This window comes from Candidatus Phyllobacterium onerii, from assembly GCF_028331445.1.
Lineage (GTDB): Bacteria > Pseudomonadota > Alphaproteobacteria > Rhizobiales > Rhizobiaceae > Phyllobacterium > Phyllobacterium onerii.
The window spans coordinates 1-25,509 of record NZ_JAQMHX010000027.1 but is presented as its reverse complement, the minus strand read 5'-3'; the positions used below and the strand labels follow the sequence as shown (position 1 = coordinate 25,509).

The following is a 25,509-nucleotide window of genomic DNA, read 5'->3' as shown; positions in this document are numbered from 1 at the left end:
TTCAGTTGTCCGGCTTGCTCGCAAGTCTTTTGCCGAGGCGCGAAGCATAAAGCTCACCGATGATCCCACGTCGAAACACAAGCACGCACACCATGAAGATGATGCCGGTGATCACGGTGACCGGAAACTCCGAAGTCGCGAGATAATTTTCGAGCGCGGCCACAAGCCCTGCGCCAAAGATCGGTCCGACCAGCGTGCCGATGCCGCCGAGCAATGTCATCAGCACGACTTCGCCAGACATCTGCCAGCTCACATCTGTAAGCGTGGCAAACTGGAAGACGATCGCTTTCAACCCCCCTGCAAGACCGGTCAAGGCAGCAGACATGACGAAGGCAGCGAGCTTGTAACGCGCGACCGAATAGCCAAGGGAGATCGCGCGCGGTTCATTTTCGCGTACGGATTTGAGGATCATGCCAAAGGGCGAGTTAATGATACGCCAGATGATGAACATGCCAAGGAGAAATACGGCGAGCACGAAGAAATACATGTTCAATGGTTGATTGAGGTCGATGAAGCCCAACAAGTAGCCGCGCGGCACCCCCTGAATGCCGTCTTCGCCATGGGTGAAAGATGCCTGGAGACAGAAAAAGGCAAACATCTGTGCGAGTGCCAGCGTGATCATCGTCGAATAGATGCCCTGCCGCCTTATGGCAAAGAAGCCGATGATCAACCCGAGGATCGTTGCGCCGAGAACGCCGACAAGAATGCCGAGCTCGGTTGGAAGACCCCATTCCTTGACCGCATGTGCCGTGAAGTAAGCAGCGCCTCCAAAGAAGGCGGCATGACCAAAGGAAAGGATGCCGGTGTAGCCGAGGAGAAGATTGAAGGCGCAAGCGAAGAGTGCGAAACAAAGCACCTTCATGAGAAATACCGGATAAAAATAGAAAGGTGCGAGAATAAGCCCAATGATCCCAATCAGGATCAGCGTTGTTTCGAGCGTCAAAAGACGTGGCTTCGGTGCAGATGTAACGGTCGCTTGCGTCATGTCACACATCCTTTCCGAACAGACCCGCGGGTCTGACAAGCAGGACGATTGCCATGATGACGAAGATGACGATGCTGGACGCTTCCGGATAGAACACTTTGGTCAGACCCTCGAAAATACCGAGCATGTAGCCGGTGATGATGGCGCCAAGGATTGATCCCATACCGCCAACAACAACCACGGCAAAGACAACGATAATCATGTTCGATCCCATAAGCGGGCTGACCTGATAGATCGGCGCCGCCATGATACCCGCGAGCCCTGCAAGACCTGCGCCGAGACCGTACGTAAACGTCAACAGGAGGGGCACGTTGATGCCGAAAGCACGCACAAGTGTCGGGTTTTCGGTTGCGGCGCGCAGATAGGAGCCGAGGCGGGTCTTCTCGATGAGGAGCCAGGTCCCGAGGCAGACGACCAGCGAAGCGACGACAACCCAGGCGCGATATTTAGGCAGGAACATGAAGCCGAGGTTAACACCTCCAGCCAATGCGCTAGGAACTGCATAGGGCTGTCCGGCTGCACCGTAGTAATAGCGGAACGTGCCTTCAATCACGAGTGCAAGTCCGAACGTGAACAACAGCCCGTAGAGGTGGTCGAGGTTGTAAAGGCGTGACAGCGCGACCCGCTCGATGAGCGCGCCCGCCAGACCCACAACCAACGGAGCAAGGATCAGCGCCGGCCAGTACCCGATGCCGAGTTCCGCGAGCAAAAGATAGCCGACGAAAGCACCCAGCATGTATTGTGCACCGTGTGCGAAATTGATGACACGAAGCAATCCGAAGATGATTGCGAGGCCAAGGCTGAGCATCGCGTAGAATGAGCCATTGATGAGGCCGATCAGCAATTGGCCGAGGAAAGCCTGGAGGGGAACGCCGAAGATCATGGTCATGTCGTCAGACCCCCAATGCTTCGTTGAGCATGGTCATGTGGTCGGGCAGCTCCCTGACGTGGAAATTATCGATTATCTTGCCATGGTCCACCACATAGAAGCGGTCAGCGACCTTGCTGGCAAACCGAAAATTCTGTTCGACCAGCAGAATAGTCATGCCGCGCTGTTTCAGCGTCACAAGCACTTCGCCGATACGTTGGATGATGACCGGTGCAAGGCCCTCCGTCGGTTCGTCCAGAAGCAGCAGCTTGACGCCTGTGCGCAGAATTCGGGCAATAGCCAGCATCTGCTGCTCGCCGCCGGAAAGCTTCGTGCCAGGGCTGTTGCGGCGCTCTTTGAGATTAGGAAACAGGTCATAGATCTCGTCAATCGACATGCCGCCCTTGGCGACGATCGGCGGAAGATTGAGGTTTTCATCGACGGATAGCGTGGCGAATATGCCGCGTTCCTCCGGCACAAAGCCGATGCCTGCATGGGCGGTGCGATGCAATGGCACGCGCATCATGTCCTTGCCATCGAAGGTGATCGTACCTGTACGTTTGCGGATAATTCCCATGATGGAGCGCAGCGTTGTGGTCTTGCCGACACCATTGCGGCCAAGCAGAGTGACCGTCTCGCCTTGGTGGATGTCGAGGTTGACGCCATGCAAGGCGTGGCCTTCGCCATACCAGGCATGAAGATCCCGGACGGAAAGCAGCGCGTTATTCATGTTCGGTCCCCATATAGGCAACACGCACGCGCTCGTCCTGACTAACGGTGCGATAATCTCCGGAGGTGAGGATTTCGCCGCGCTGTAGGACGGTCACCTGATCGCAGAGATCGGCGACAACCTTCAGATTGTGTTCAACCATCAGGATCGCACGGTCTTTCGCCACCTCGCGAATGATATCGGAGACGATATGCACGTCTTCGTGGCCCATGCCAGCCATCGGCTCATCGAGAAGCAGCACTTTTGGATCGAGCGCAAGTGTAGTGGCGATCTCCAGTACACGCTTACGGCCATAGGATAGGTCGGCGGCGAGGTTGTGGCGGGCATCTTGAAGGCCGACGGCCTCTATCAATTCCATTGCTCGTTCGTTGAGCCGGTTCAGCGCACCCATGGGCAGCCAGAATTGCGTGGACAGACCACCGGGGCGCTGCAGGGCAACGCGGACATTGTCGAGGATCGTCAGATGCGGAAACACTGCCGATATCTGGAACGAACGCACAAGTCCCATTCGAGCCACCTTGGCCGGATCCATCTTTGTGATGTCTTGGTCGAGTAGTGTGATCGTTCCGCTTGTCGGTTGCAGAAATTTGGTCAGTAGATTGAAAACTGTGGTCTTGCCAGCACCGTTCGGGCCGATCAGCGCGAGCACCTTGGCATGGTGAACATCGAGATCGACATTGTTGACGGCAACGAAGCCACCAAAGTCACGGCGCAGACCGCGGGCGGACAACACCACCCGCGAATCTTGACCTCCAGAGGCGCCGGGAGAGGATTGTCCTCCCCCGAACGCTGCATCATTCAGTGAAGCAGTCATTACTTGACCAGCGGGCAGCCGCTTTCGGCCGGCTTGATAAATGCTTCGTCACCCGGGACGGTGGCCAGAACCTTGTAGTAATCCCAGGGCGCCTTGCTTTCATCCGGCTTCTTGACTTCCATCAGATAAACATCGCTGAACAGGCGCCCATTGGGACCGACCTTCGCACCACGCCCGAAAACGTCGTCCACCGTCATTTCGTGCATCGCTGCGGCGACTTTTTCGGTGTCGTCTGTGCCCGCCTTCTGGATGGCCTTCAGATATTGCGTCACACCCGAATAGGTTGCTGCCTGGATCATGTTTGGCATGCGGCCCGTACGCTTGAAGAACTTCTGTCCGAACTCACGGGACTGATCGTCACGATCCCAGTAGAAGCTTTCGGTTAGTGTCAGGCCCTGCGCAGCCTCAAGACCGAGACCATTTACTTCAGCCAGGGTAAATAGCAGCGCTGCGAGGCGCTGACCACCGGACACGATGCCGAATTCAGCGGCCTGCTTGATGGCATTGGAGGTATCGAGACCGGCATTGGCGAGACCGATGACCTTTGCGCCGGACGATTGTGCCTGCAGCAGGAACGAGGAATAGTCGGTCGTTGCCAGTGGATGGCGAACCGAGCCGACGACCTTGCCGCCCTTGGAGGTGACGAATTTGGATGTCTGTTCCTCTAGCGAATAACCGAAGGCATAGTCTGCCGTCAGGAAGAACCAGCTGTCGCCACCCTGGGCAACGAGCGCCCCGCCAGTGCCGACCGCTTGCGAGTGTGTGTCATAGGCCCAATGGAAACCGTAGGGCGAGCACTGCTTGCCGGTCAGTTCCGTCGTGGCTGCACCGGTCACAAGGTCGATCTTCTTCTTTTCCTTGGATATGCCCTGCACAGCGAGCGCCACCGAGGAAGTCGTCAGTTCCATGATGCTATCGACCTGTTCGGTGTCATACCACTGGCGGGCGATATTGGAGGCAATGTCCGGCTTGTTCTGATGGTCGGCGGTGATGACTTCGATCGGTGCATCCAGCACCTTGCCCCCGAAATCTTCGGCGGCCATCTTCGCTGCTTCGAAAGACCACTTGCCGCCGAAGTCCGCATAAACACCCGACTGGTCGTTCAAAATGCCGATCTTGACCTTGCCGTCGGAAATCTCGGCGCTTGCTGCAGGAATGACCGTGGCTGCCATCAGGGCAGCCGTTGCAATTGCTAGTAATTTCATTCGTATCTCCTCCCAAAGATTGACCGCTCACAGGATCATCGCATGATGGCTGTCGCGGACGGAACGGTTCAAATTGAAAACGTCAACAGAGATGCCGCGGATCCCGCCCGCATCCCACCAGTTGTTTATCCTCCTCAATCCAGCTTTGGCTTTCCAAGCCGGACAATACTTCACGCCCATGATTGCGCTGTTTCTTCCGACCGGCAACCATGATGTCAAAAAAACTCTAACATTGACAAATAGGTACACAAACATCTATTTATGCACATAATAAGTACAAAAATGTACATTCACTGAAAGAGTGCAATGCGGCAGTTTACCTGGGATGATCTCCAATATTTTCTCGCCGTTGCGCGTACCGGACAATTGACCACTGCGGCGCGAAGGCTGCGCACCAATCACGTCACCGTTTCAAGGAGGATAGACCGGCTGGAAGAAGCCTTGTCGGCGCGGCTGTTCGAGCGCAACCCGCGTGGTTATATCCTGACGGCGCTCGGGGAGAAGCTTATCGAGTCTGCCGAAATTGTGGAGCGCGAGGCCGATCGATTCCAGAACGAGGCTTCCGGGGGAACGATTTCCCTGAGCGGCGTCGTCCGCTTGAGTATATTGGAAGGGTTTGCCAATTTCTTCTTGGCGGACCGGCTGCCGCTGATGGCCCAGTCTTATCCAAGCCTTTCCATTGAGATGGTGACGATCCAGCAGATCGTGTCGCTCTCGCGGCGCGAGGCGGATTTGTCGATCACGCTGCATGCGACACGGACAGGTCCGTACCATCAGGAAAAGCTGATGCCCTACCGCCTGTTCATCTATGGATCGAAGGACTACCTCTCACGTCATCCGGAGATCAGACAGCAGTCGGACCTCTCCAGTCACCAGTTCATTGGCTATATCGAAGACATGATCTTCACGCCGGGCCTCGACTACATGCGCGAGATCTTGCCGGGGTTGCGCGCCTCATACCAGAGTTCCAGCATCTTTGCCCAACTCAGCGCGACACGATCAAGCTTCGGACTCTGCATCCTGCCATACTACATCGCCTGCAATTACCCCGAGTTAGTGCCGGTCCTGCCGAGGCAGCTGCATCTCAACCGGGACTATTGGCTGATTTGCCACGAGGATATTGTCAGCACACCGCGCATCCGCGTCTTGAGTAATTTCATCAAGTCCGAACTGGAGAACCAGACTGAGATATTTGGTGGTCAATCGCTTCTGGCGTGATCAGCCAAAGCGGACGGGCGATAGTTTTGCGAGGAGTGCTTCGACGGCCCTTTCCGGATCTCGTCTCGCAATGAGCGCTGCTGCGAGCGTCGAGAGTGCAGGGGAGGTTTGAATGCCGTAACCGCCTTGACCGGCGAGCCAGAAAAAGCCATCGACCTCACCGTCGAAACCGGCCACTGGCGTCCGGTCCGGCGCGAAAGTGCGCAAACCCGCCCAGCTGCTCTCGACACGGGTGACCGGTATAGTGACGGCTTGTTCGAAACGATAGAGGCCTTCGGCGAGGATCATATCATCGACATAAGCATCATGCGGATCAACCGGTGTCTCATCGCAGGGTGAAACGAACATTCGTCCCCCATCGGGCTTCATGTACCAGGCTTCATTCACGTCATCCACGAGCGGCCAGCTTCTGGTGTCATGGCCGTCCGGAGCGGGCAATACTGCAATGGACCGCCGCATGGGCGTTAGCCCGAGCAGGCGAGCGCCGAAGAGTCCAGCAGTGATATCCGCCCACGCACCCGATGCGTTGACCACGGTTTTGGCCCTGAATATGCGGTCGCCCGTTTCAACCTGCCATTCACCGGCGATATGCTTCGCACCGACAACTTCCGATTTCGTGTAGAGCTGAACACCGAGCCCGGTTGCTTTCCGCAGCCAGCCCTGATGCAGAGCGTTGACGTCGATATCCCAAGCGTCGTCCTGATAACACGCAGCCTTGACATGATCACGATTGAGGATCGGAACCATGTCAATGGCTCGATCGATATCGATCGCCTCTATTCCAACGCCATTGCGGACAAAGTCTTCGCAAGCCTCAACGCCATCTTGGCCAGCGACTGTTAGAGACCCGCGCCCGGTCAGCAACGGCGCTGGAAAAAGGCCGACATCGCGCTGTTGGAAAAGCGGTGCGCTGGCCTGGTTCAGTCCACGAATAACATCATTGCCGTAGTTGGGAAGAAAGATGGCGGCAGAGCGACCGGTCGAGTGATATCCAGGCTGGGTTTCACGTTCAAGAATCACGACCCTATGTGTGTCGGCCAATGCGGCTGCGACACCAACACCGGCGATGCCCGCGCCAATCACAAGGACATCGGTTTCGATTATTTCGGTCATGCTGAACCCCGGTCTTTGAGGTAGGGATTGCCGGTGATTGACGTTACGAAAGCACCGGGATCGATCTCCGCATAAATCAATCTTTCCGCATCATCGCTGCAGGACGCGATCAGACTGCCATCGGGTGCGGCGATCCGTGAACTCCCGGCAAACGTAAATCGTTCGTCAGCTCCGGCATGGTTGACGTAGGCGACGAAGATCTGGTTCTCGAAGGCGCGGGTTTGGATCATGTGATCGGCGATGAATGTTCCAGATGGGCCAGCGGGAAGGGCTGTCGGCACCAGCACGGCGTCAACGCCGGCAAGGGCGAGCCGACGGACGTTCTCTGGGAATTCTACATCGTAGCAGATCAGCATGCCGAGCTTCAGACCGCCCAGTTCGACAATACAACTAACAGGTGTTTCTGGCTTGAAGAGCGATCGCTCATAATCGCCGTAAAGATGCGATTTGCGGTAGATCGCCGGTTTGTTCTCGCCATCTATGAAGGCAGCGCTGTTATAAATATCGACACCATCCTGTTCAGCAAATCCTGCGACGATCGCAATATGGTTCGTCGATGAAATTGTCTGCAAAGCTCTAACCTGACTACCATCCGGGGGTTCTGCCAGCGCTGTAATCACGTCACCGGCGCCATAGCCTGTAATACAAAGTTCCGGTGTGATCAGAAGTTTGGCCCCAGCCTCCGCGGCGTCAACCGCCGCTCGTTCGACGCGTGCCAGATTTGCATGCACATCGCCAGGAATCGACTGCATCTGTAACGCCGCTATTTTCATGATTCATCCGATGCCATGGCGCCAAGCAACTTTGGCAAGTCACCGAATTTCGCAACCAGTGAGAAGATCACAGCGGCGGTGAAAACGAAAAGGATCGTCACGGACGCCATTGTCGGTGTGTAGCCATAACGCAAAGCGTTGAAAATCTTGATCGGCAGTGTTTCCAGGGTAAAACCGACGGTCATGTACGCGACGATATATTCGTTGAGCGATAACACGAAGGCGAAAGCGTAGCCCGATACGAGATAGGGCAGGATCAGCGGCAGCACGACGGTGCGAAAAATGGTTCTGTCATTGGCACCCATTGTGGCGGCTGCTTCGACAAACGAGCGGTCGATAGCCGAGAAGCCTAGCGATAGGGTGACCAATGGCAGAGTAACGAAAAAGATCGCATGTCCGATGACCGCAGTCCACGGCTGACCATAGAAACCTGTTGTCGCCCAGAAGGTCAGCAACCCGAGTGCTGTGATGACGGGCGGCAGGGTGAATGGCGCAATGCCAAGTATCTGAAATATGTTCGCCCACGGCGCTATGCGACGCCACAGAAACCACGACAACGGCAGGGCAATCAGGACAGCGAGCGCGGCCGAGGTTGTGGCCAGAACGACTGAAGCGATGAGCGCGCTGCGCCACTCAGGGTTGGTGAAGATTTCGCCATACCAACTGAGGGAAAAGCCCTGTGGCGGAAAGGCCAACGTCTGCTTGGCATTGACTGACACGCCAGCCACGACGATCAGCGGCAAGCTGAGGAAAAGCCCGATGAGCAGGAAGTAAAACCGCTTGAGCCAATTCATCACGCTTTTTCCCCCTTGCGGCCGATCAGCAACGTGAGTGCGACAAGGCCGAGCGTAACCAGCACAAGAAAAACAGCCATCGCCGCGGCAAAGGGCATATTGGACTGATAGATCGCCTGGTCGGTGATGAGAACCGAAAGCGTCCAATGTTGCGGCCGGCCTAGGATTTGCGGCAACAGGTACGAGCCGAGTGCGAAGATGAAAACCATGATGAGCGTCGCCATGATCGTATTGCGCAGTGCAGGCACCAGTACGTTAAAAAAGGCACGGATGGGCGAAGAACCAAGCGTTCGTGCTGCTTCCATCAGGGTTGGATCAAGGCGAACGATGGCCGGGTAAAGCACGAGGATCGTGTAGGGCAGGGCCTGATAGACCATCCCGGTGAGCACGGCACCGAAACTCGGGAATAGCGCGACCGGCTGTTCAAGAAGGCCGATCTTTACGAGCAGATTGCTGAGGCCCGCAGTGCGCGAAAGCAGCGTTGACCAGGCAAACCCGATAATCACCTCCGACAGTGAAAGCACGGAGAGAAGTCCAACAAGCCAGATCACCTGCAAGCGCCGTGTTAGCCGCGAAAGCAGGTAAGTGAAAGGCAGGGCAAGGACGACGCAGCAGATCGCGACCGTCACGGCGAGCATCAGCGAAAAGCCGAGTACGCCTCCGAAGAACGCGGTGAGGAAGCGCTCATAGTTGGAGAAGACGAATGCGGGTGTGTAGAAGCCGCCTTCCTGCCTCTGAAAGAAGCTGACGGCAATCATCGTGCCAAAAGGCACAACGAAGAAAATGAGCAGCATGCCGGCAGGGAAGAACAGTGGGCCATAATCGGCGATGGATTGCGGCGGTTCGCGCTTCATTGCTTCAGCACCACGCAGACATCGGGGGACAGAACGATACCTACCGCTTGGCCTGCAGTAACCTCGGGCCGTTCGCGTGGGGTTGAAACGGCAATGATCTGCTGGCCGCCCGCTTCGACAAACGTTTCGATTGTGCCACCCAGATCGCGGACGAAGGTGACTGTTCCATCGATGGCACCATTGCCGGGTGCCGTCAGATGCACGTCTTCGGGACGGACCGAAATCGTGGCCTTCTGTGCGCCGGCGGGGAGCGCAAGACCGGTTACCCGGTGCCCAAACATTGTTGCAGCTCCTGAATTGTCCGCTTTGGTTTCGATCAGGTTGGTGGAGCCGATGAAATCCGCAACGAATGTATCGGCCGGCTTGCGGTAAATTTCGATCGGTGAGGCCGCTTGCCTGATATGCCCGCCATTCATGACCACAACCGTATCGGCCATGGTCATCGCCTCGCGCTGATCATGGGTCACGACGATGGTCGTGATCCCGAGCTTTTGCTGAAGCTGCCGTAGTTCCACTTGCATGGCTTCGCGCAACTTTGCGTCAAGTGCCGAGAGTGGCTCGTCGAGCAGGAATATCCTCGGCGACAGCGCCAGAGCCCGGGCAATAGCAACGCGTTGACGTTGACCACCGGATAGCTTCGACACCGGCCGGTCACCATAACCGGGCAAATGGATGAGGGTGAGCAATTCGTCGACACGCTTTTTCTGCTCTTCGCGAGCCGCCCCGCGGATGCGCAGCGGATAAGCGATGTTCTCGCCGACACTCAGATGCGGAAACAGCGCCAACGATTGAAACACCATTCCAAGATTCCGCTTGTGCGTCGGGACGTCCGTAATATCGGCTCCGTCGAGCAGGATAGTGCCATTCGTGGGGTCTTCAAGTCCGGCGATCATGCGCAACAGCGTGGTCTTGCCGCAACCGGATGGTCCAAGCAGGCAAACAAAGGTACCGTGCGGCACCGACAGATGCACATCGTCGACCGCTGTGAATGCCCCGAATTGCTTGGTGACATTGTTCAAAACCAGTCCGGACATAAGTCCCCCGTCTCTTTGGTTGTGTTTTGGGGGCCCCACCCCTCGCGGCAAAGCAAAAGGATGGGGCCGCACCGGGTACTAACCGACGATCAGCTCAGTCCATTTCTGGTTCAGCCAGTCGGACTTGGTTGTGTAGAGGTCATAGCGCGGAATGATCGGCTCGATATCGGAAGATACCGCTGCGAATTCCTTGTCGCTCAGATCGAGCAGTTCGCGTTTCACTGTCGGAGAAGTACCAACCTTGCGCGACAGTGTCGCCTGAATGGCAGGTTGGCTCATGTAGTCGATGAAAATATGTGCTTCGTCGACTTTCTTCGATGCGCGCGACAGAGCCCAGCAGCCGGAGTCCTGAACGCCGCCTTCCTTGGGGAAGGTGGATCGAACCGGATGACCCTCGGAGGCAGCGAGGCCCGTCACATCGTGGTAGTACTGACCCATCGGAATTTCGCCCGACTTCAGCGACTGTTCAAACTGCGCTTCATCGCGGTACCAGAGACGGACATTCGGCTTGACCTCGGCCAGCTTGTCGAAGGCCTTCAACAGGCCTTCTTCGGTGTCGAGGGCGTTGGTGCTGCCAAAGAATGTTTTTGCAGTTACTTCCAGCAGGAACGAATTTGATACCAGAGCGAGCAAACCAAGTTTGTCGGCGTTGGCCTTGTCCCAGAAAGCAGCCCATGATGTGGGCGCCTCTTTGTAGACATCGGTGTTGGTAACGAGCGTGATGTACCATGAGACCGCGCCGATTCCAGCGATGGAACCATCCGGGTACTTGTTGACGAAGCGGTCAATGAGGTTCTTTGAATTCGGAATCTTTGCCAAATCGAGCGGCGTCCAAAGTTTGGTCGTCTGACCTTTCAGCATGGCGACCTGCGACATCATCGAAACGTCGGCAGGTGCGGCACCAGCCTTCGCGGCTTGCTCAAGTTGGACCAGCCACGCTTCTCCTGTCGGCTCGGCCACGGATTCGATAGCGATGCCGGTTGCTTTGGTGAATTCCGGAAAGATGTTCTTGTCGAACGAATCCTTGAAGTAGCCGCCATAGACGCCAACCTTCAGCGATTTGTCCTGCGCGCGCAGGATGTTTGGCATTGCCAGAACTGCGGCACCCAACACGCCAGCGCCGAGCACCGTGCGGCGACTGACGCTCGTCTTCAGAAAAGTGTCCATTTGTCGTATCTCCTTTTTGAAAGCCAGTTTACTGGCCGATTCCCACTTCTGTTTTTGTCTAATGTTCGGCTGTCATTCAATGCTGACGAGCGGTTCGGAGCTCCAATATCTTTGTATAGCGTGTCAGCGGGTAGCACAGAACAAAATAGATTAGCGCTACCAATCCATAGACCGTGAAAGGTTCGAACGTGGCATTGTTGATTGCATTCGACGTGCGCACCAACTCCTCAAAACCAATGATTGAGGTTAGTGCCGTGCTCTTGATAAGCTGGACCAGAAAGCCCACCGTAGGCGCGCGGGTGATGGCGAACGCTTGCGGCAGGATGATGAGGCGCAGCTGCGCTACGTAATGCAAGCCGAGGCTGCTGCCCGCATCCCACTGGCCGCTTGGCAATGACTGCACGCCGCCGCGCCAGATTTCGGCGAGGTAGGCACTCGCACAGAGCGTCAGCCCAAGGACTGCGGCCGTCCACGCTTCAATACGGAAGCCCAGCAACGGCAGGCCGAAGAACAATAGGAACAACTGCATCAGCAGGGGCGTGCCTTGGAAGAGCCCGATGTAGTATTCGGCAGCGCGACGCAGCCAGCGTCGCTTGGAAATTCGCATCAGAAGGATAGCCACGCCTGCAATGGCACCGCCCGCGAAGGCGACGATGGAAAGCAAGACCGTCCAGCGGGCAGCCAGCAGGAGATTGCGCACGATGTCCCAGAAAGTGAACTCGATCATGCCATGCCTCCGGCGATCGCGCGTCGTCCCCCAGCAAACAACAAACGGCGAAGGCCGATGCTCATTCCGAGATACACCAAGGTCACGATGAAATAGGTTTCGAAAGCGCGGAAAGTTCGCGCCTGCAGCATGTCCGCCTCGTAGGTGAGCTCGCGCACCGCAATCTGCGAAACAACTGACGACTCCAGCATCATGATGATGATCTGGCTGGTCAGCGCCGGGAAAATGACTTTCAGCGCCTGCGGCAGCACGATCTTGATGAATACGAGCCACGTCGGCAGACCCAACGCCGCAGCAGCCTCCCTCTGACCTTTGGGTACGGCGTCGAGCCCCGAACCAACGATCTCGGTGGTATAGGCGGTCATGTTCAGCGTCATAGCCAGCATGGCGGCAACGACCGGATCAAGACGAATGCCAAACCGCGGTAGCCCGAAGAAAATGAAGAAGAGCTGCACCAGAAATGGCGTATTGCGAATGAGCTCGACATAAGCCCCGACGGCCTTGCGCAAGATGGGATAGCGGCTGCGCTTGGCCGCGGCCCCGAATATGCTCAGGATGACGCCAGCAACCGTGGTGACAGCGATCAGAAAGATCGTCATCGCCGCGCCGCTGGCGATCATGCCGATCGCGCCATTTAGCCAGCCAAAGTCGAGCGCATAGCCCACAGATCAATCCTTGAGGTTTTCAGGATTGAGCGGTGTCTTCAGCCAGGCTTCCGAGCTCTTGTTAAGGCTGCCATCGCTCAGCATCTTGGCCACCGTGTCGTTGATGGCCTGCTTGAGACGATCTTCCTTCTTATTGAGGGCAATGTGCGACGGCGATGTCAGCAGCTGGAATTTCTGCTCGGGAGCCAGAGCTTCCTGACGTGCAAGAACCTGCGCACCGACGTCATTGCCGACCACCATCAGTTGAGTCTGACCGGAAATGAAAGCCTGGATCACTGAGTTGTAATTGTCGAAGCGCTTGACGTCGGCTGACGCTGGAACCACCTCTGTGAGCGAAGTGTCTTCCAAGGTGCCACGATTTACGGCAATGCTCTTGCCGGCAAGGTCGTCCTTACCCTTCACTTCAAGGGCCTTCGGACCGATGACGGCAATGTAATAGGGCGCGTAGGCGGCTGCAAAGTCGATGACCTGCTCGCGTTCCTTGCTATAACCGACGCTCATAAGCAGATCGACGCGGTGCTCGGTCAAATAGGGGATGCGGTTCTGTCCAGTAACGCTGACTGGAACAAGCTTTACCTTCAACGCATCGGCTAGTGCCTGGGCCACATCCATATCATAGCCTTTAAGCGTCATGTCGGCGCTGGCGGAAGAGAAGGGCGGGAAGTCGGCAAAAACGCCGACATTGAGGACGCCCGCCTTGGTGATGTCATCGATCGCATCGGCATTGGCAACACCTATGCTCGTGCCGCTGATCATTAGCAGGGCGGCAAAGGATGATCGCAGTGTCTTGTAGATTGTCATTTTATTCCCCTTCGTTGTTATTGTGATTGATGAGGACAATCCGGCTTTATGCCATCTATCGCCTCATCATGGTTCTGGCTGCATCAGCGCTTGCCCTGAACGAACGGGCTGAACACCATCAGACTAAGGATTTCGAACAGCACCTGAGCACCCGCATGGGCTGTGTTCGTCGTCGCATCATACTGTGGCGCGACTTCCACGACGTCACCGCCAACAAGATTGATGCCCTTGAGACCGCGAATAAGCTCAAGGACTTCGCGCGTCGTCAGACCGCCGACTTCAGGGGTGCCGGTTCCCGGCGCGAAACTTGGGTCAAGACTGTCGATATCAAAGGAAAGGTAGGTCGGACCGTCGCCGACGATTTTTCGAGCCTTTTCGATAATAGCAGGTATGCCGAGGCCGGTTACTTCTTCCGCATGAATAACGGTCATTCCGGATTCGTAGGAGAACTCCCAGAGATACTCCGCCGAGCCGCGAATGCCGATCTGGATCGTACGGCTCGGATCGAGGACACCGTCTAGGACCGCATTGCGGAAGGGACCGCCATGATGGAATTTTGTCTGGTCGAAGGCGCCACCCGTATCGCAGTGAGCGTCGATATGGATCATGCCAACCGGGCGCTTCTTGCCGACGGCCTTCATGATGGGATGGGTAATCGAATGATCGCCGCCTACTGAAAGCGGTACAACGCCGGCCTCGACGATCTGGTTGATGCGACGTTCGATGTCATCATGGCTCTGCTCGAGCCTGTAGCGGCTGGCAAAAGGCACGTCGCCAATATCGGCAACGCGCAGGTCAAACACCGGCGCGCATTCAAGAACATGATTGTACGGGCCGATGCGCTCGATGGTCCGGAGCGCTCGAGGGCCGAAACGCGAGCCAGTGCGATTAGTGACGCCAAGGTCCATCGGCACACCAACCATAGCGACCTGGAGGTTGCCAAAATCGGGATTGCTGGAATCAACCGGCATGTGAGGGGCGGTCAAAAAGGTTGGCATGCCCGAATATGGTGCAAGGCGCGTACCGCTTTTTGAAAAGATCTTGTCTGCGACCTTGCGGAATGTCGGATCAAACAACTCACCGCCGTGGCTCTCACCATATTTCGCGCGCAGTTCGTTCAGCTTTTTCTCATCCCAAGATGCCATGACAAATATCCCAATACAGTAAGTGCGCGGGGATAAACGGATTCGGCATGTGTTGCTGGTAGATATCCGTCGTTGTCTGTTCCCCGGGCATTTTGCCTCGTTGGACGTATTATCGTTGCAAAAGGCATAGAAAAGCAATTGACATTGTTATAGCTTATTGTGTGAATAAATCTCACATGACTTTCCGACAATTGCCAGCTAGTGAAATTCTATGACGCAAGGTCGCCTGCCCCCACTGAACCCGTTGCGCGCCTTCGAGGCGACTGCGCGACATGGCTCCGTGACTGCTGCAGCGCGTGAACTTCATGTTACACACGGCGCAATCAGCCATCAGATAAAAGCGCTGGAGGCTACTCTTGACGTCCAGCTGTTCGAACGTGGCGCCCAACGTCTCAAGCTCACGCCGCAAGGGGCGCTCCTCTTGCCGACGGTATCAAAAGCATTCGAGGATATCGCTGCGACAACTGCACTGATCAAGCGTCCGACGACTAGCGGCGAACTCACGGTGACCTGCGTGCCGGCGCTGCTTTCACTGTGGCTCATTCCCCGGATGAACCAGTTTACCGAGCAATATCCGGATATCAGACTGACGCTGATTGCGTCGAACGAGTCAGATCATCTGCACTCGTCGGATGTCGATGTCTGCGTGCTTTATGGTCATGGCAATTGGGCCGACTGTTGGATAAGGCTTTGGACGACACTGAAGCTGTTTCCTGTCGCAAGTCCAACGCTGCTTAACATGCGACCTCTTCGCTCCGTGCGCGATCTGCGTAATCACGTGCTTCTGCACGGCGATGATGGACGGGAATGGAACACTTGGCTGGCGGCAGCCGACGCAACCGAGCATGCCCGTGGCGCGCAGCATTTCATGAGCGATGCGCGCCTTTCGACGGAAGCGGCTGTTTACAGCCAAGGCGTTGCGCTGGGCGACACAATTACCGCCAGCCATCTCATTGCCAAAGGTGAATTGATCGTCCCATTTGACCTAACCGTGCCGGCAAACAACGCCTTCTACGTCGCCTGCCGCAATGAGGTGCGCAACGCACCCATCGTCAAGGTTTTTATCGATTGGCTGTTTGCCTCGCTGGAGACAGATACGATCACCGAACCGCAAACTTCAGCGCGCCGTATCATCCGCCCGCGCAATGGGAAGGTCAGTGCGCAAGAACGTCTGGCCACCCCTCCATCCATCCCGACGACACGCCCGAAACGGCTGGATCGCGCGCTGAAACGCCGCGCAAAAATTGATATTCGCTAGGACATTCCGATGACTGTTGCTTTACTGAACCCGCTTGTCACCCGCTTGTCGCCCCCGCCCATACCGGCTGTGCAGGCATGGGGCAAATCCTATGATGGCAGCCTTGGCCCGTTGATCGATCTGTCTCAGGCCGTTCCCGGTTATCCGCCGCATCCGGATATGCTGCGCTGGCTCGGCGAAGCCGCATCGTCGCTTGCCTACACCAACTATGGCGCAATCGAGGGTGAAACAGCTTTGCGCGAGGCCTATGCGGCACACGTGTCCGAGCTCTATGGTGCAGAGATTGCCGGCGGCAACATCCACATCACGTCGGGCTGCAACCAAGCGTTTATATGCGCAGTGATGGCTGTTGCGGCAGCGGGCGATACGGTGCTGATGAGCGATCCGTTCTATTTCAATCATGAGACGACGCTATCGATGTTGGGGATCAAAACCGGCTTCATCGTGTGCGATTCTGCCAATGGTTTCGTTCCCACGATGGATGCTGTTGAACGTGCGCTGACACCTGGAGTTCGCGCCATTGCTCTCGTGACACCTAACAATCCGACGGGTGCTGTTTATCCGCCAGCACAGTTGAAAGCTATTTTCGATGTCTGCCGGAAGAATGGACTTTGGCTGATTCTGGACGAAACTTACCGCGATTTCCTACCCAACGACTTCGGCGCTCCGCATGGTCTCTTGAGGGAGAAGGGCTGGCAGGACAATTTGATCCAGCTCTACAGCTTTTCGAAGTCCTTCTGCATTCCGGGGCATCGGCTAGGCGCGCTGACCACCAGCGAAAATGTCGTCGAAGAGATCGCCAAGATCATGGACAATTTGCAAATCTGTGCTCCCCGTGCGGCGCAAGGCGCCGTGGCGCGGGCCTTACCGGCGCTCGTTGAATGGCGGGCGGGTAACCGGTTGGAAATCGAAGCTCGCGCCAAGGCACTGTCCGAAGTGATGACAGGTCTTGAGGGCTGGAAGCTCGAAGCAATGGGCGCTTATTTTGCCTTCATCCGCCATCCATTCGAAGACCGGCCATCGACCGAGGTCGCGGAGCATCTCGCCAAAAAGGCCGGAATTCTCAGTATTCCCGGCGAGTATTTTGGCGAAAAACACACTCAGTTTCTGCGCTTTGCATTCGCCAATGCCGATGCCGAGACCATCCGGCAACTGCGCGGGCGAATGCTGGATTTCCGAGTTTAACTATCAATAGCCCAGCGCTTGCCCCGATCCTGAGCGACTGTCTATAGCGCCGTTGTAGCGTGCGCCTTTGCCTTCTTCGATGTCGGTGAGGCTCTCGCCGCCAACCAGAATACCGGCAGCCTGCCCCCAGATCGTCCAGTCCTTGTCGATCTCGACATCATGACCCATCTCGGTGAGGAGTTTGCGTGTGTCAGCAGAGAGGGCATATGGCTCCATATAGACCTTGTCCGGCAGCCATTGATGGTGAATGCGGGGCGCGTCGATAGCTTCCTGGATATTCATGCCGTGATCTATGACATTGATGATCGCTTCGAGCGTGATCGTGATAATACGCGCGCCGCCAGGGCTACCAATGACCATGAAAGGCTTGCCATCCTTTGAAATAATGGTCGGGCTCATCGAGGAGAGCGGCGTTTTCTTCGGCTGGATGGCATTGGCTTCTCCCTGCACAAGCCCATAGAGATTGGCGGCACCAGGCTTGGCCGTGAAATCGTCCATCTCATTGTTGAGCAGTATGCCTGTTCCGGGAGCAACGACACCCGCGCCGAAGGAGCCATTGAGCGTATAGGTCACAGCCACTGCGTTGCCTTCGTCGTCGATGATGGAATAATGCGTCGTCTCTTTGCTTTCGCCAAAGCCCTTTGGCATCAGCTCCTGCGATACCCCGGCCTTGAACGGATTGATCTTCTCGCGGATTTCCTTGGCATATTGCTTGTCGAGCAATTTCTTCACCGGATTGTCAACGAAGTCCGGATCACCAAGTGATGTGTTGCGATCAACATAGGCATGACGCATGGCTTCGACCATTGCATGAACAGTCTCCGCGGAACCGTACCCCAGGTAGCCGAGGGGATAGCCCTCAAGAACGTTCAGGATTTCGCAGATGATCACGCCACCCGAGCTTGGTGGCGGCGACGAAACAATGTCATAACCGCGATAGTTGCATTTGACAGGCTCAAGTTCGCGCACCGAATATTGCTCGAAATCAGCCTTGGCGAGAACGCCATTCCCTGCCTGGCTCGCCTTGACGATTGCATCGGCGGTTGCGCCTTTGTAAAAAGCGTCCGGTCCCTTCTCCGAAATACTCGAAAGCGTTCCAGCGAGGTCGGGCTGGACCAGTGTTTCTCCGATCGCGTAGGTTTTGCCGTCCGGCTTCAAGAAGATGTCAGCGGAGGCTTTATCCTTGGCAAGTTTCTTGGCGCCGCCCTGGAGCGAGGTGATGTCGCCCTGATCAAGTACAAAGCCGTCTCGTGCGAAGCGGATCGCCGGCCCCATAAGTTCTTCCCGCGACTTGCTGCCATATTTGGCTCGGGCAGTTTCAAAACCGAGGACGGAGCCGGGTACACCGACGGCGAGATAGCCATCCGTACTCAACCCTTTGACCATATTGCCCTTATCATCAAGGTACATTGTCTTCGTCGAAGCCATCGGTGCGCGTTCGCGGAAATCAAGGAAAGTGGTCTTGCCATCTTTGAGACGGATGGTCATGAAGCCGCCCCCGCCAATATTACCCGCAGTGGGATAGACGACAGCCAGCGCATAACCGACAGCAACAGCAGCATCCACCGCATTACCACCGTTTTTCAGTACCTCCACACCGACCTGCGATGCGAGATGCTGTGCGGTAACCACCATGCCGTGCTCGGCCTTCACGGGTTCTGGTGACGCAGCAAATCCTGTCGTAGCGGACAAAAGGCTGATGCTAAGTGTTGAAGCAAACACAGCGGTTCTCATAGATACACAGTCCATGATTGTTCCTCCGACTCGAATAACGGTGCACTACAATGAAGACGCAGAACGGATAGCTCAAGCATCTTGATCGAGCTCAGAATAGTGACGGAAAATTCCGGACTCATTGAAATCGAGGCGGCGATCCGAAGCAAGATACTTCTGGATGTTCGGTCGCTTTTCAACGGTATCGTGTACGGCAATAATTTTCGGATATCGCTCACCGAAATTTTTGGTGCCTCTCGGGAACGCATAGCGCAGTCCTTCGACGACCTGGAACAAGGAAAGATCGACATAGCTGAGTTTCGCACCGACAGCATGTTTATTACCTTCAGGGTTTTGTTCAAGAACGCGCTCGAAATAGGCCATGAATTTGGGGATACGATGTTCAATGAAGTCGGCTGAGCGCTGTTTCGCGGCCTCTTTTTGATCTTCGTAATATTTAGTTGTGGCGATTGGGTGGTGTGTATCGTGCACCTCGGCCACAAAGTCAGTGATCGTCAACTGCAAGCCATTGGCGGTAAAGCGTAATGCTTCATCCTCTGGTGCAAGGTCGAGCTTCGGTCCGAGGTAGAACAGTATATTGGCGACATGCGATACGATCAGATCACCATCCTTCAAGAACGGTGGCGCAAAGGGAATGTATGGCGCGGTTTTGCTCTTTAGCAGCCTCATCATTGCTGCAGTGCTATCTGATTGGCGGGCAACGTCGATATATTCAGCTCCAGCCTCTTCGAGGGCCAATCGCACGAATTCGCCGCGCCCCTGCAATCCGTCCCAGTAGTAGAGTTCATAGTGCATAAAGATCCTCCTCAACTTGTCTCAGGAACATCGAAACATGGGAATGTGGCGGAGACCAGCGCTAAACAGCACAGATTTTTGATGTGTTAGGCAGCTGTGCATTGTCACAATAGTTTCGCATCAGTTCGATCAAACTTTCACATTGCAACCCTAGACATAGTCGCGGTCGCGACAGCTTTGCATTGTTCAATTTGCTGTCTGAGCACTCATTTTCAATTTCGGAACGGGGACTTCAGATGAAACATTTTGGTGTCAAATTCGCGGCAATGGCCCTGGCGTTGGGCCTTGGCGCCACGCCGGCGCTAGCGGAAAAAGTCAAATTCGAGTTCTGGCATGGCCTGAGCGGCGACCTTGGCGAGCGGGTCAAGGAAACCTGCGACAAGTTCAATGCCTCGCAGTCAGATTATGAGATCGTCTGCACCAGTCAGAATGGCTATCCGGAGACCATTCAGAACGCTATCGCTGCCTATCGTGCCAAGAAAAACCCGGCCATCGTGCAGGTCTTCGACGTTGGTACACTCGATCTGATGCTTTCCGGCGCATATATTCCGGCGAAGAAGCTGATGGACGACAACGGCTACAAGATCGATTGGGACAACTATTTCGGCGGCATCGCGCGTTATTATGCCGACTCGAAGGGAGTGCTGAATTCGTTCCCTTTCAATTCCTCGACGGCAATGTTCTACTACAACATCGACGCCTTTACCAAGGCCGGCATCGATGGTGCACCGCAGACCTGGGAAGACGTGGAAGCCGATGCGCGCAAGCTGAAATCGGCAGGCTTTGATTGCCCCTTCGGCTTTAGTTTCGACAGCTGGGCGACGGTGGAGCAGTTTTCGGCAATTCACAATCAGCCGATCGCTACCAAGAACAATGGCTATGACGGTCTCGACACCGAGCTTGTCTTCAACAAGACCAAAGTTGTGGACCAGCTGACGTTCTTCAAGAAAATGACGGATGAAGGTCTGTTTCAGGTCAAGACTGCCCAGCTCGGCATGGATGTTGTGCCGGCCTTCGCGTCGCAAACCTGCCAGATGATTCAGTCGTCGATCGCCGATCACGGCACGATTGGCAAGACCATCAAGCCGGGTACCAAGTGGACTGTGACGATGCTTCCGGTCTGGAAAGGTACCGAGCGCAAGAACTCTCTCGTCGGTGGCGCGTCTCTCTGGGTGCTGAAGAACCGTCCTGAAGCCGAATATAAAGGCGCAGCAGCTTTCCTCAACTTCATAGCCCAGCCGGATATGGTTGAATGGTGGTCGACAGTCACAGGTTACATCCCCGTCACCAAGACTGGTTTCGACGCGATGAAAGCCAACGGCTTTTATGAGAAGCCGCAGTTTGCAGGCCGCGAGAAGGCTATCGAAAGCCTGACCTATACGCCGGCCGGTGATCTTACCCGTGGCATCCGCGTCGGTGGCTTCCCGCAGATACGCAAGGAAATCTCCAATGCGATGGAAGGTATCTTCTTCGGCAAGATGACGGTTCAGGCCGGTCTCGACCAGGCAGTCGAGCGTGGCAACGCCATTATCCGCCGCTTCGAAAAGACCTATGCGGGTCAGACGCTGAACTAGTCCACCTCCCCATGGCCCGGAGCGTTCCGCGTCCGGGCCATTTGCTTTGCAAACTGACAAGATATGGAACCGGTCGAACCTATGAACAAACGCGCTGTTTTCAAAAGCCGGTGGTTGCCCATCTTGTTCGCATTGCCGCAGCTCTTGCTGATTTTCTTTTTCTTCTATTGGCCGGCCACGTCGGTTCTCACCTGGGCGTTTTCCCTGGAACCGGCGTTCGGCGGGGCAGGGGATCGCCTCTTTGTCGGGTGGGACAATTTCCGTGAAGTTTTTGCTGACCGCGAATATTGGCAATCGGTTACGCTCAGTCTTGTCTTTGCTTTCACCGCAACTGCGCTTTCGATGTTCATTGCGTTCGTGCTCGCGATTTGTGTGGATCGCCAGCTGAAAGGCTCGGGCCTATTCAGGTTTTTCTATATTTGGCCCTATGCCATTGCCGCTCCCGCCGTCGGACTCGCATTCCGTTTCATCTTCGCTCCAGAAAGCGGCTTGATCGCCATCGTCAACACGTGGTCGCCGGATTTGTGGAACCCGGCCAAGTTTGGCAGCCATGCAATGATCCTGGTGATCATCTGTTTTGCGTGGAAATGGATCGGCTATAATTTCATCTTCATGACCGCGGGTCTTCAATCAATCCCGCGCAGTCTGATTGAAGCATCTTCAATGGACGGCTCCGGTCCGGTGCGTAGAGCCATCGATCTGCAGATCCCGCTGCTTGCGCCGACACTTTTCTTCTTGCTGGTGCTCAACCTTACCGAAAGCTTCGTCGGTCCTGACACTTATGGAATTGTCGACTTGACGACCGAAGGTGGCCCGAACGGGGCGACGAATGTCATGGTGTATCGCATCGTCAGCGAGGCATTCCAGGGCCTCAACTATTCTGGCGCCGCCTCTCAAAGCCTGATCCTCATAGGCCTGATCATGGTCTTCACCTTCATTCAATTCCGCTTCGTTGAGCGGCGCGTACACTACAAATAGGTCCGGCCATGATTGAACGCACTCCCATCCTCAACATGGTGACCTATTTCATCATGATCGTTGGACTGCTCCTGATCCTTGGGCCGTTCTGGATGATTTTTACGGCATCTACCCAATCGCTGGCGCAGGTCAATGCGGTTCCATTCACTCTTCTGCCTGGGGCTGATTTCCTGCACAATCTTCAGGCGGCATGGCATCGGGCGAACCTTGGTCCCGCGATGCTCAACAGCCTGATCATGGCACTGTTGGTCATGGTGGGCAAAATCGTCCTTGCCTCGATTAGCGCTTTCGCCATTGTCTATTTCAAGAGTCCATTGCGTCACGTCTTCTTTTGGCTGGTGTTCATGACCTTGATGCTTCCGCTCGAAGTGCGCGTTGTTCCGACATACAATATCGCGGCCGATGTTTTTGAGCCGGTCCGCTGGTTGATCCAGACGCTCACTGGCATCGAGCTCTCGCTGCAATGGAACTTGCTCAACTCCTATTCAGGACTGGTCCTGCCGGTGATTGCAACGGCCACGGGTACGTTCCTCTACAGGCAGTTTTATATGACGCTCCCGGACGAGCTCACTGAAGCCGCCAAAATGGATGGCGCCCGGCCGCTCCGCTTCTTCATAGATATCCTGCTGCCTTTGTCACGTACCAACATGCTGGCGCTGGCGACGATCATGTTCGTCTATGCCTGGAACCAGTATTTGTGGCCGAAGCTGATGACAACCGAGGCTGACTACCAGACAGCGATGGTGGCGATGACGACGCTCGTTCCCAATATCAACAGCCTGCCGGAGTGGAATGTTTCCATGGCCGGTGCACTCATCATCATGCTGCCGCCTCTGATCATAGTCGCTGTTTTGCAGCGCTGGTTCGTCCGTGGCCTGGTCTCGACAGAGAAATAAAAGGAAAGCTCATGGCCGAAATCAACATCCGGAACGTGCGCAAGTCTTACGGCCGCACACAAATCCTGCATGGCGTCGATCTTGACTTCAAGTCCGGCGAATTCGTGGTGATCCTTGGCCCGTCCGGCTGTGGCAAGTCCACGCTGCTGCGCATGATTGCCGGGCTCGAGGAGATTTCTTCAGGCGAGATTTCGATCGACGGCACAATCGTCAACAATCTTGAGCCGCGCGATCGCGGCTGTTCGATGGTATTTCAGAACTACGCGCTTTATCCGCATATGAACGTGGCTGCCAATATAGGGTATGCGTTGAAGGTTGCAGGGGTTCCGCGTGCCGAGCGAGATCGGCGTATCACTGAGACTGCGCGCATAGTCGGGCTTGAGGAAATGCTGGATCGTAAGCCGGCACAGCTTTCTGGTGGTCAGCGGCAGCGCGTGGCCATGGGGAGAGCGATCATCCGCGAGCCGAAGGTTTTTCTGTTCGACGAGCCCCTTTCCAATCTCGATGCCAAGCTGCGGGTGCAGATGCGTGTAGAAATCCGCCGCCTACACAAGCGACTTTCAGCAACCTCGGTATTTGTGACCCACGATCAGGTCGAGGCGATGACACTTGCCGACAAGCTGATCGTCATGAACAAGGGCCATGTCGAGCAGGTCGGCACGCCGCTGGAGATTTACCACCGGCCACGAACGCGCTTTGTCGGGACGTTCATCGGTTCGCCAGCCATGAACTTCTTTGACAGCACCATCGCGCCAAGCGGCAATTTTGTTTTGCTCGACGGAATCCAGATCGCGATTGACTCCGCACTTGGCCGCGACAATGCAGATAGCACTGTATCTGTCGGGATACGTCCAGAACATTGCCGTCTGGTAAAAGCAGGCACGGCAAACAGCGTGCCTGCGACCGTCGATTTTGTGGAGGAGCTTGGTTCCGGACGCAATGTGCACGTCGACATCGATGGAACGATCTTTGCCGTCAGTGGCGATGAAGGTCAATTATTCGAGACTGGTGCGACGGTCGGCCTGCAATTGCCATCCGAACACATTCATTTGTTCTCAAGGGACACCGGATTGCGTCTCGACGACGCGCCTGTGTTGAAACACAATACCAATCAATCGACCGTGGCAGCCTAGCTGCCTGAAAGGATCAATCATGAATACGCAGTCCATCATTTCAGCCGTTGGCTTCTGCACCTATACGGGTGACGGCAATTTCAGCGTGCTTGAAGATTCTTTACGGACGATCAGTGACCTTGGCGCGAGTGCTGCTGAGTTGTCGCTCTATGGCGAAGAGCTCATTTCCGGCGGCCGCATCATTCCGAGCCGGTTGGAACGCCTGCTGGAAATCACCCGTCAATTCGACCTTCGCTATAGTGTACATGGCCAGATCATTTCCAACTTCATGGACAAGGAACATCTGGCGCTGCAGAAGTCGGTTGTCCGCGCCATGCTTGAACTGTGCAATCGCGTGGAGGCTGGCATTCTCGTCCACCATTGCGGACAGGCCAAGATGCCGGCACTGACACGTATTGGCGATCTTGACCAGATGGAGCGCGATGCATTGGCGGAACTAGCCGAAGTCGCGAAGGGTTATGGCGTGCGGATTGCATTGGAAAATATCTTCGCGCTCAACGACGCGGAATATCGCCAAACGCCGGCAAAGGTCGGTGAAACCGTCAGTGCTGTCAACAGTCCAAATGTCTGTGGGTTGATCGACTTCAGCCATGCCTATATCGAATGCACGCGACTAGGCCTTGATTGGCGCGAGCAGATCAAGGCGATGGCTCCCGTCACTGGGCACCTGCATGTTCATGACAGCTTTGGCTGCCCGTACAGCATGACGAAGTTCTACCATCCGGCGGAAGCGACTGCACTTGGCATCGGCGATCTGCATTTGCCGATTGGCTGGGGCGACATTCCATGGGAAGAGATATTCTCGGAACTGACATTCCTGCCGGATACGACGCTGATCATGGAAATCACGGAAAACCGTTTCGCCACCGAGCAGGCGGACAGTCTTGCGCGCGCGCTAAAGCTTATGGATCTGGTCAATAGCCGCCGGATAGCAGCGTAAATTCGACAGTCGTGGGGGGGGGGGGGGGGGGGGGGGGGGGGCGGGCCGGGGAGGGAGGTGGGAGTGTGGGGGGGAAAGCGAGCGGGGCGCGGCGCCCGCGCGCGGGAAAGAGAAGAGGGGGGG

At 55.8% G+C, this 25,509-nt stretch carries 25 protein-coding genes; 8 read left to right on the top strand and 17 right to left on the bottom strand.

What is annotated here, in order from left to right:
• Nucleotide 1 precedes the first annotated feature (1 nt).
• From PHA01_RS28290 to PHA01_RS28270, 5 genes are read right to left on the bottom strand one after another with little or no spacing between them, the layout of a single operon-like run.
• Nucleotides 2–994 (bottom strand): branched-chain amino acid ABC transporter permease, encoded by a 993-nt coding sequence (locus PHA01_RS28290; RefSeq protein WP_271899589.1) that lies wholly within the window; start codon nt 992–994, stop codon nt 2–4.
• Nucleotides 987–1,874, bottom strand: a complete 888-nt coding sequence (locus tag PHA01_RS28285) for a branched-chain amino acid ABC transporter permease (protein ID WP_271899588.1) — start codon at nt 1,872–1,874, stop codon at nt 987–989. The genes PHA01_RS28290 and PHA01_RS28285 overlap by 8 nt, the downstream gene beginning before the upstream one ends.
• A 4-nt stretch (nt 1,875–1,878) precedes the next feature.
• On the bottom strand, nt 1,879–2,583 hold the full coding sequence (locus tag PHA01_RS28280) for an ABC transporter ATP-binding protein (RefSeq protein WP_271899587.1): 705 nt from the start codon (nt 2,581–2,583) through the stop codon (nt 1,879–1,881).
• Entirely contained in the window at nt 2,576–3,397 is an 822-nt protein-coding gene (locus PHA01_RS28275) for an ABC transporter ATP-binding protein (RefSeq protein WP_271899586.1), read from the bottom strand. Before PHA01_RS28275 ends, PHA01_RS28280 begins: the two co-directional genes overlap by 8 nt.
• Nucleotides 3,397–4,602, bottom strand: coding sequence for an ABC transporter substrate-binding protein (locus PHA01_RS28270; protein WP_271899585.1), 1,206 nt, complete (start codon nt 4,600–4,602; stop codon nt 3,397–3,399). The genes PHA01_RS28275 and PHA01_RS28270 overlap by 1 nt, the downstream gene beginning before the upstream one ends.
• Before the next feature lie 306 nt (nt 4,603–4,908).
• Between PHA01_RS28270 and PHA01_RS28265 the strand changes: the two genes are divergently transcribed.
• Nucleotides 4,909–5,820, top strand: a complete 912-nt coding sequence (locus PHA01_RS28265; RefSeq protein ID WP_271899584.1) for a LysR family transcriptional regulator — start codon at nt 4,909–4,911, stop codon at nt 5,818–5,820.
• Here the strand turns inward: PHA01_RS28265 and PHA01_RS28260 are convergent, their stop codons facing one another.
• From PHA01_RS28260 to speB, 10 genes are all read right to left on the bottom strand, one after another.
• The gene (locus PHA01_RS28260; protein ID WP_271899583.1) at nt 5,821–6,933 is read right to left on the bottom strand and encodes an NAD(P)/FAD-dependent oxidoreductase; all 1,113 of its coding nucleotides are present in this window, start codon (nt 6,931–6,933) and stop codon (nt 5,821–5,823) included.
• A complete protein-coding gene (locus PHA01_RS28255) occupies nt 6,930–7,709 on the bottom strand; it encodes a carbon-nitrogen hydrolase family protein (RefSeq protein WP_271899599.1) in 780 nt (259 codons plus the stop codon). The genes PHA01_RS28260 and PHA01_RS28255 overlap by 4 nt, the downstream gene beginning before the upstream one ends.
• Nucleotides 7,703–8,500, bottom strand: a complete 798-nt coding sequence (locus PHA01_RS28250; RefSeq protein ID WP_271899582.1) for an ABC transporter permease — start codon at nt 8,498–8,500, stop codon at nt 7,703–7,705. Before PHA01_RS28250 ends, PHA01_RS28255 begins: the two co-directional genes overlap by 7 nt.
• Nucleotides 8,500–9,354, bottom strand: coding sequence for an ABC transporter permease (locus tag PHA01_RS28245; RefSeq protein ID WP_224506461.1), 855 nt, complete (start codon nt 9,352–9,354; stop codon nt 8,500–8,502). Before PHA01_RS28245 ends, PHA01_RS28250 begins: the two co-directional genes overlap by 1 nt.
• Entirely contained in the window at nt 9,351–10,388 is a 1,038-nt protein-coding gene (locus PHA01_RS28240; RefSeq protein ID WP_271899581.1) for an ABC transporter ATP-binding protein, read from the bottom strand. The genes PHA01_RS28245 and PHA01_RS28240 overlap by 4 nt, the downstream gene beginning before the upstream one ends.
• A gap of 78 nt (nt 10,389–10,466) precedes the next feature.
• Complete coding sequence (locus tag PHA01_RS28235) at nt 10,467–11,555, bottom strand: ABC transporter substrate-binding protein (protein ID WP_271899580.1); 1,089 nt, start codon at nt 11,553–11,555, stop codon at nt 10,467–10,469.
• A gap of 76 nt (nt 11,556–11,631) precedes the next feature.
• On the bottom strand, nt 11,632–12,282 hold the full coding sequence (locus PHA01_RS28230; protein ID WP_271899579.1) for an amino acid ABC transporter permease: 651 nt from the start codon (nt 12,280–12,282) through the stop codon (nt 11,632–11,634).
• Nucleotides 12,279–12,947 carry an amino acid ABC transporter permease gene (locus PHA01_RS28225; RefSeq protein WP_271899578.1) on the bottom strand — a complete coding sequence of 223 codons (669 nt, stop codon included), beginning with the start codon at nt 12,945–12,947 and terminating at the stop codon, nt 12,279–12,281. The genes PHA01_RS28230 and PHA01_RS28225 overlap by 4 nt, the downstream gene beginning before the upstream one ends.
• Nucleotides 12,948–12,950: 3 nt before the next feature.
• Nucleotides 12,951–13,748 (bottom strand): transporter substrate-binding domain-containing protein, encoded by a 798-nt coding sequence (locus PHA01_RS28220; protein ID WP_271899577.1) that lies wholly within the window; start codon nt 13,746–13,748, stop codon nt 12,951–12,953.
• A gap of 83 nt (nt 13,749–13,831) precedes the next feature.
• The gene (speB, locus tag PHA01_RS28215) at nt 13,832–14,893 is read right to left on the bottom strand and encodes an agmatinase (protein WP_271899576.1); all 1,062 of its coding nucleotides are present in this window, start codon (nt 14,891–14,893) and stop codon (nt 13,832–13,834) included.
• Nucleotides 14,894–15,104: 211 nt separating this feature from the next.
• On the opposite strand from speB, the gene gcvA reads away from it, so the two are divergent.
• Together gcvA and PHA01_RS28205 are read left to right on the top strand one after the other, a co-directional pair.
• On the top strand, nt 15,105–16,151 hold the full coding sequence (gcvA, locus tag PHA01_RS28210; protein WP_271899575.1) for a transcriptional regulator GcvA: 1,047 nt from the start codon (nt 15,105–15,107) through the stop codon (nt 16,149–16,151).
• 9 nt (nt 16,152–16,160) lie between these two features.
• Entirely contained in the window at nt 16,161–17,336 is a 1,176-nt protein-coding gene (locus PHA01_RS28205) for an aminotransferase (RefSeq protein ID WP_271899574.1), read from the top strand.
• 3 nt (nt 17,337–17,339) lie between these two features.
• Here PHA01_RS28205 and ggt read toward each other — a convergent pair whose 3' ends face one another.
• Both ggt and PHA01_RS28195 read right to left on the bottom strand, forming a co-directional pair.
• Complete coding sequence (ggt, locus tag PHA01_RS28200) at nt 17,340–19,070, bottom strand: gamma-glutamyltransferase (RefSeq protein ID WP_271899573.1); 1,731 nt, start codon at nt 19,068–19,070, stop codon at nt 17,340–17,342.
• A 72-nt stretch (nt 19,071–19,142) separates the two neighbouring features.
• The gene (locus PHA01_RS28195) at nt 19,143–19,865 is read right to left on the bottom strand and encodes a glutathione S-transferase (protein ID WP_271899572.1); all 723 of its coding nucleotides are present in this window, start codon (nt 19,863–19,865) and stop codon (nt 19,143–19,145) included.
• A 236-nt stretch (nt 19,866–20,101) separates the two neighbouring features.
• On the opposite strand from PHA01_RS28195, the gene PHA01_RS28190 reads away from it, so the two are divergent.
• The 5 genes from PHA01_RS28190 (at nt 20,102) to PHA01_RS28170 (ending at nt 25,386) form a co-directional block, all read left to right on the top strand.
• Nucleotides 20,102–21,439, top strand: coding sequence for an extracellular solute-binding protein (locus PHA01_RS28190; RefSeq protein WP_271899571.1), 1,338 nt, complete (start codon nt 20,102–20,104; stop codon nt 21,437–21,439).
• 81 nt (nt 21,440–21,520) lie between these two features.
• Nucleotides 21,521–22,417 (top strand): carbohydrate ABC transporter permease, encoded by an 897-nt coding sequence (locus PHA01_RS28185; RefSeq protein WP_271899570.1) that lies wholly within the window; start codon nt 21,521–21,523, stop codon nt 22,415–22,417.
• Nucleotides 22,418–22,425: 8 nt separating this feature from the next.
• Nucleotides 22,426–23,313 (top strand): ABC transporter permease subunit, encoded by an 888-nt coding sequence (locus PHA01_RS28180; protein WP_271899569.1) that lies wholly within the window; start codon nt 22,426–22,428, stop codon nt 23,311–23,313.
• An 11-nt stretch (nt 23,314–23,324) separates the two neighbouring features.
• On the top strand, nt 23,325–24,446 hold the full coding sequence (locus PHA01_RS28175) for a sn-glycerol-3-phosphate import ATP-binding protein UgpC (RefSeq protein ID WP_271899568.1): 1,122 nt from the start codon (nt 23,325–23,327) through the stop codon (nt 24,444–24,446).
• A 19-nt stretch (nt 24,447–24,465) separates the two neighbouring features.
• Nucleotides 24,466–25,386, top strand: coding sequence for a sugar phosphate isomerase/epimerase family protein (locus PHA01_RS28170; protein WP_271899567.1), 921 nt, complete (start codon nt 24,466–24,468; stop codon nt 25,384–25,386).
• Nucleotides 25,387–25,509: the final 123 nt, after the last annotated feature.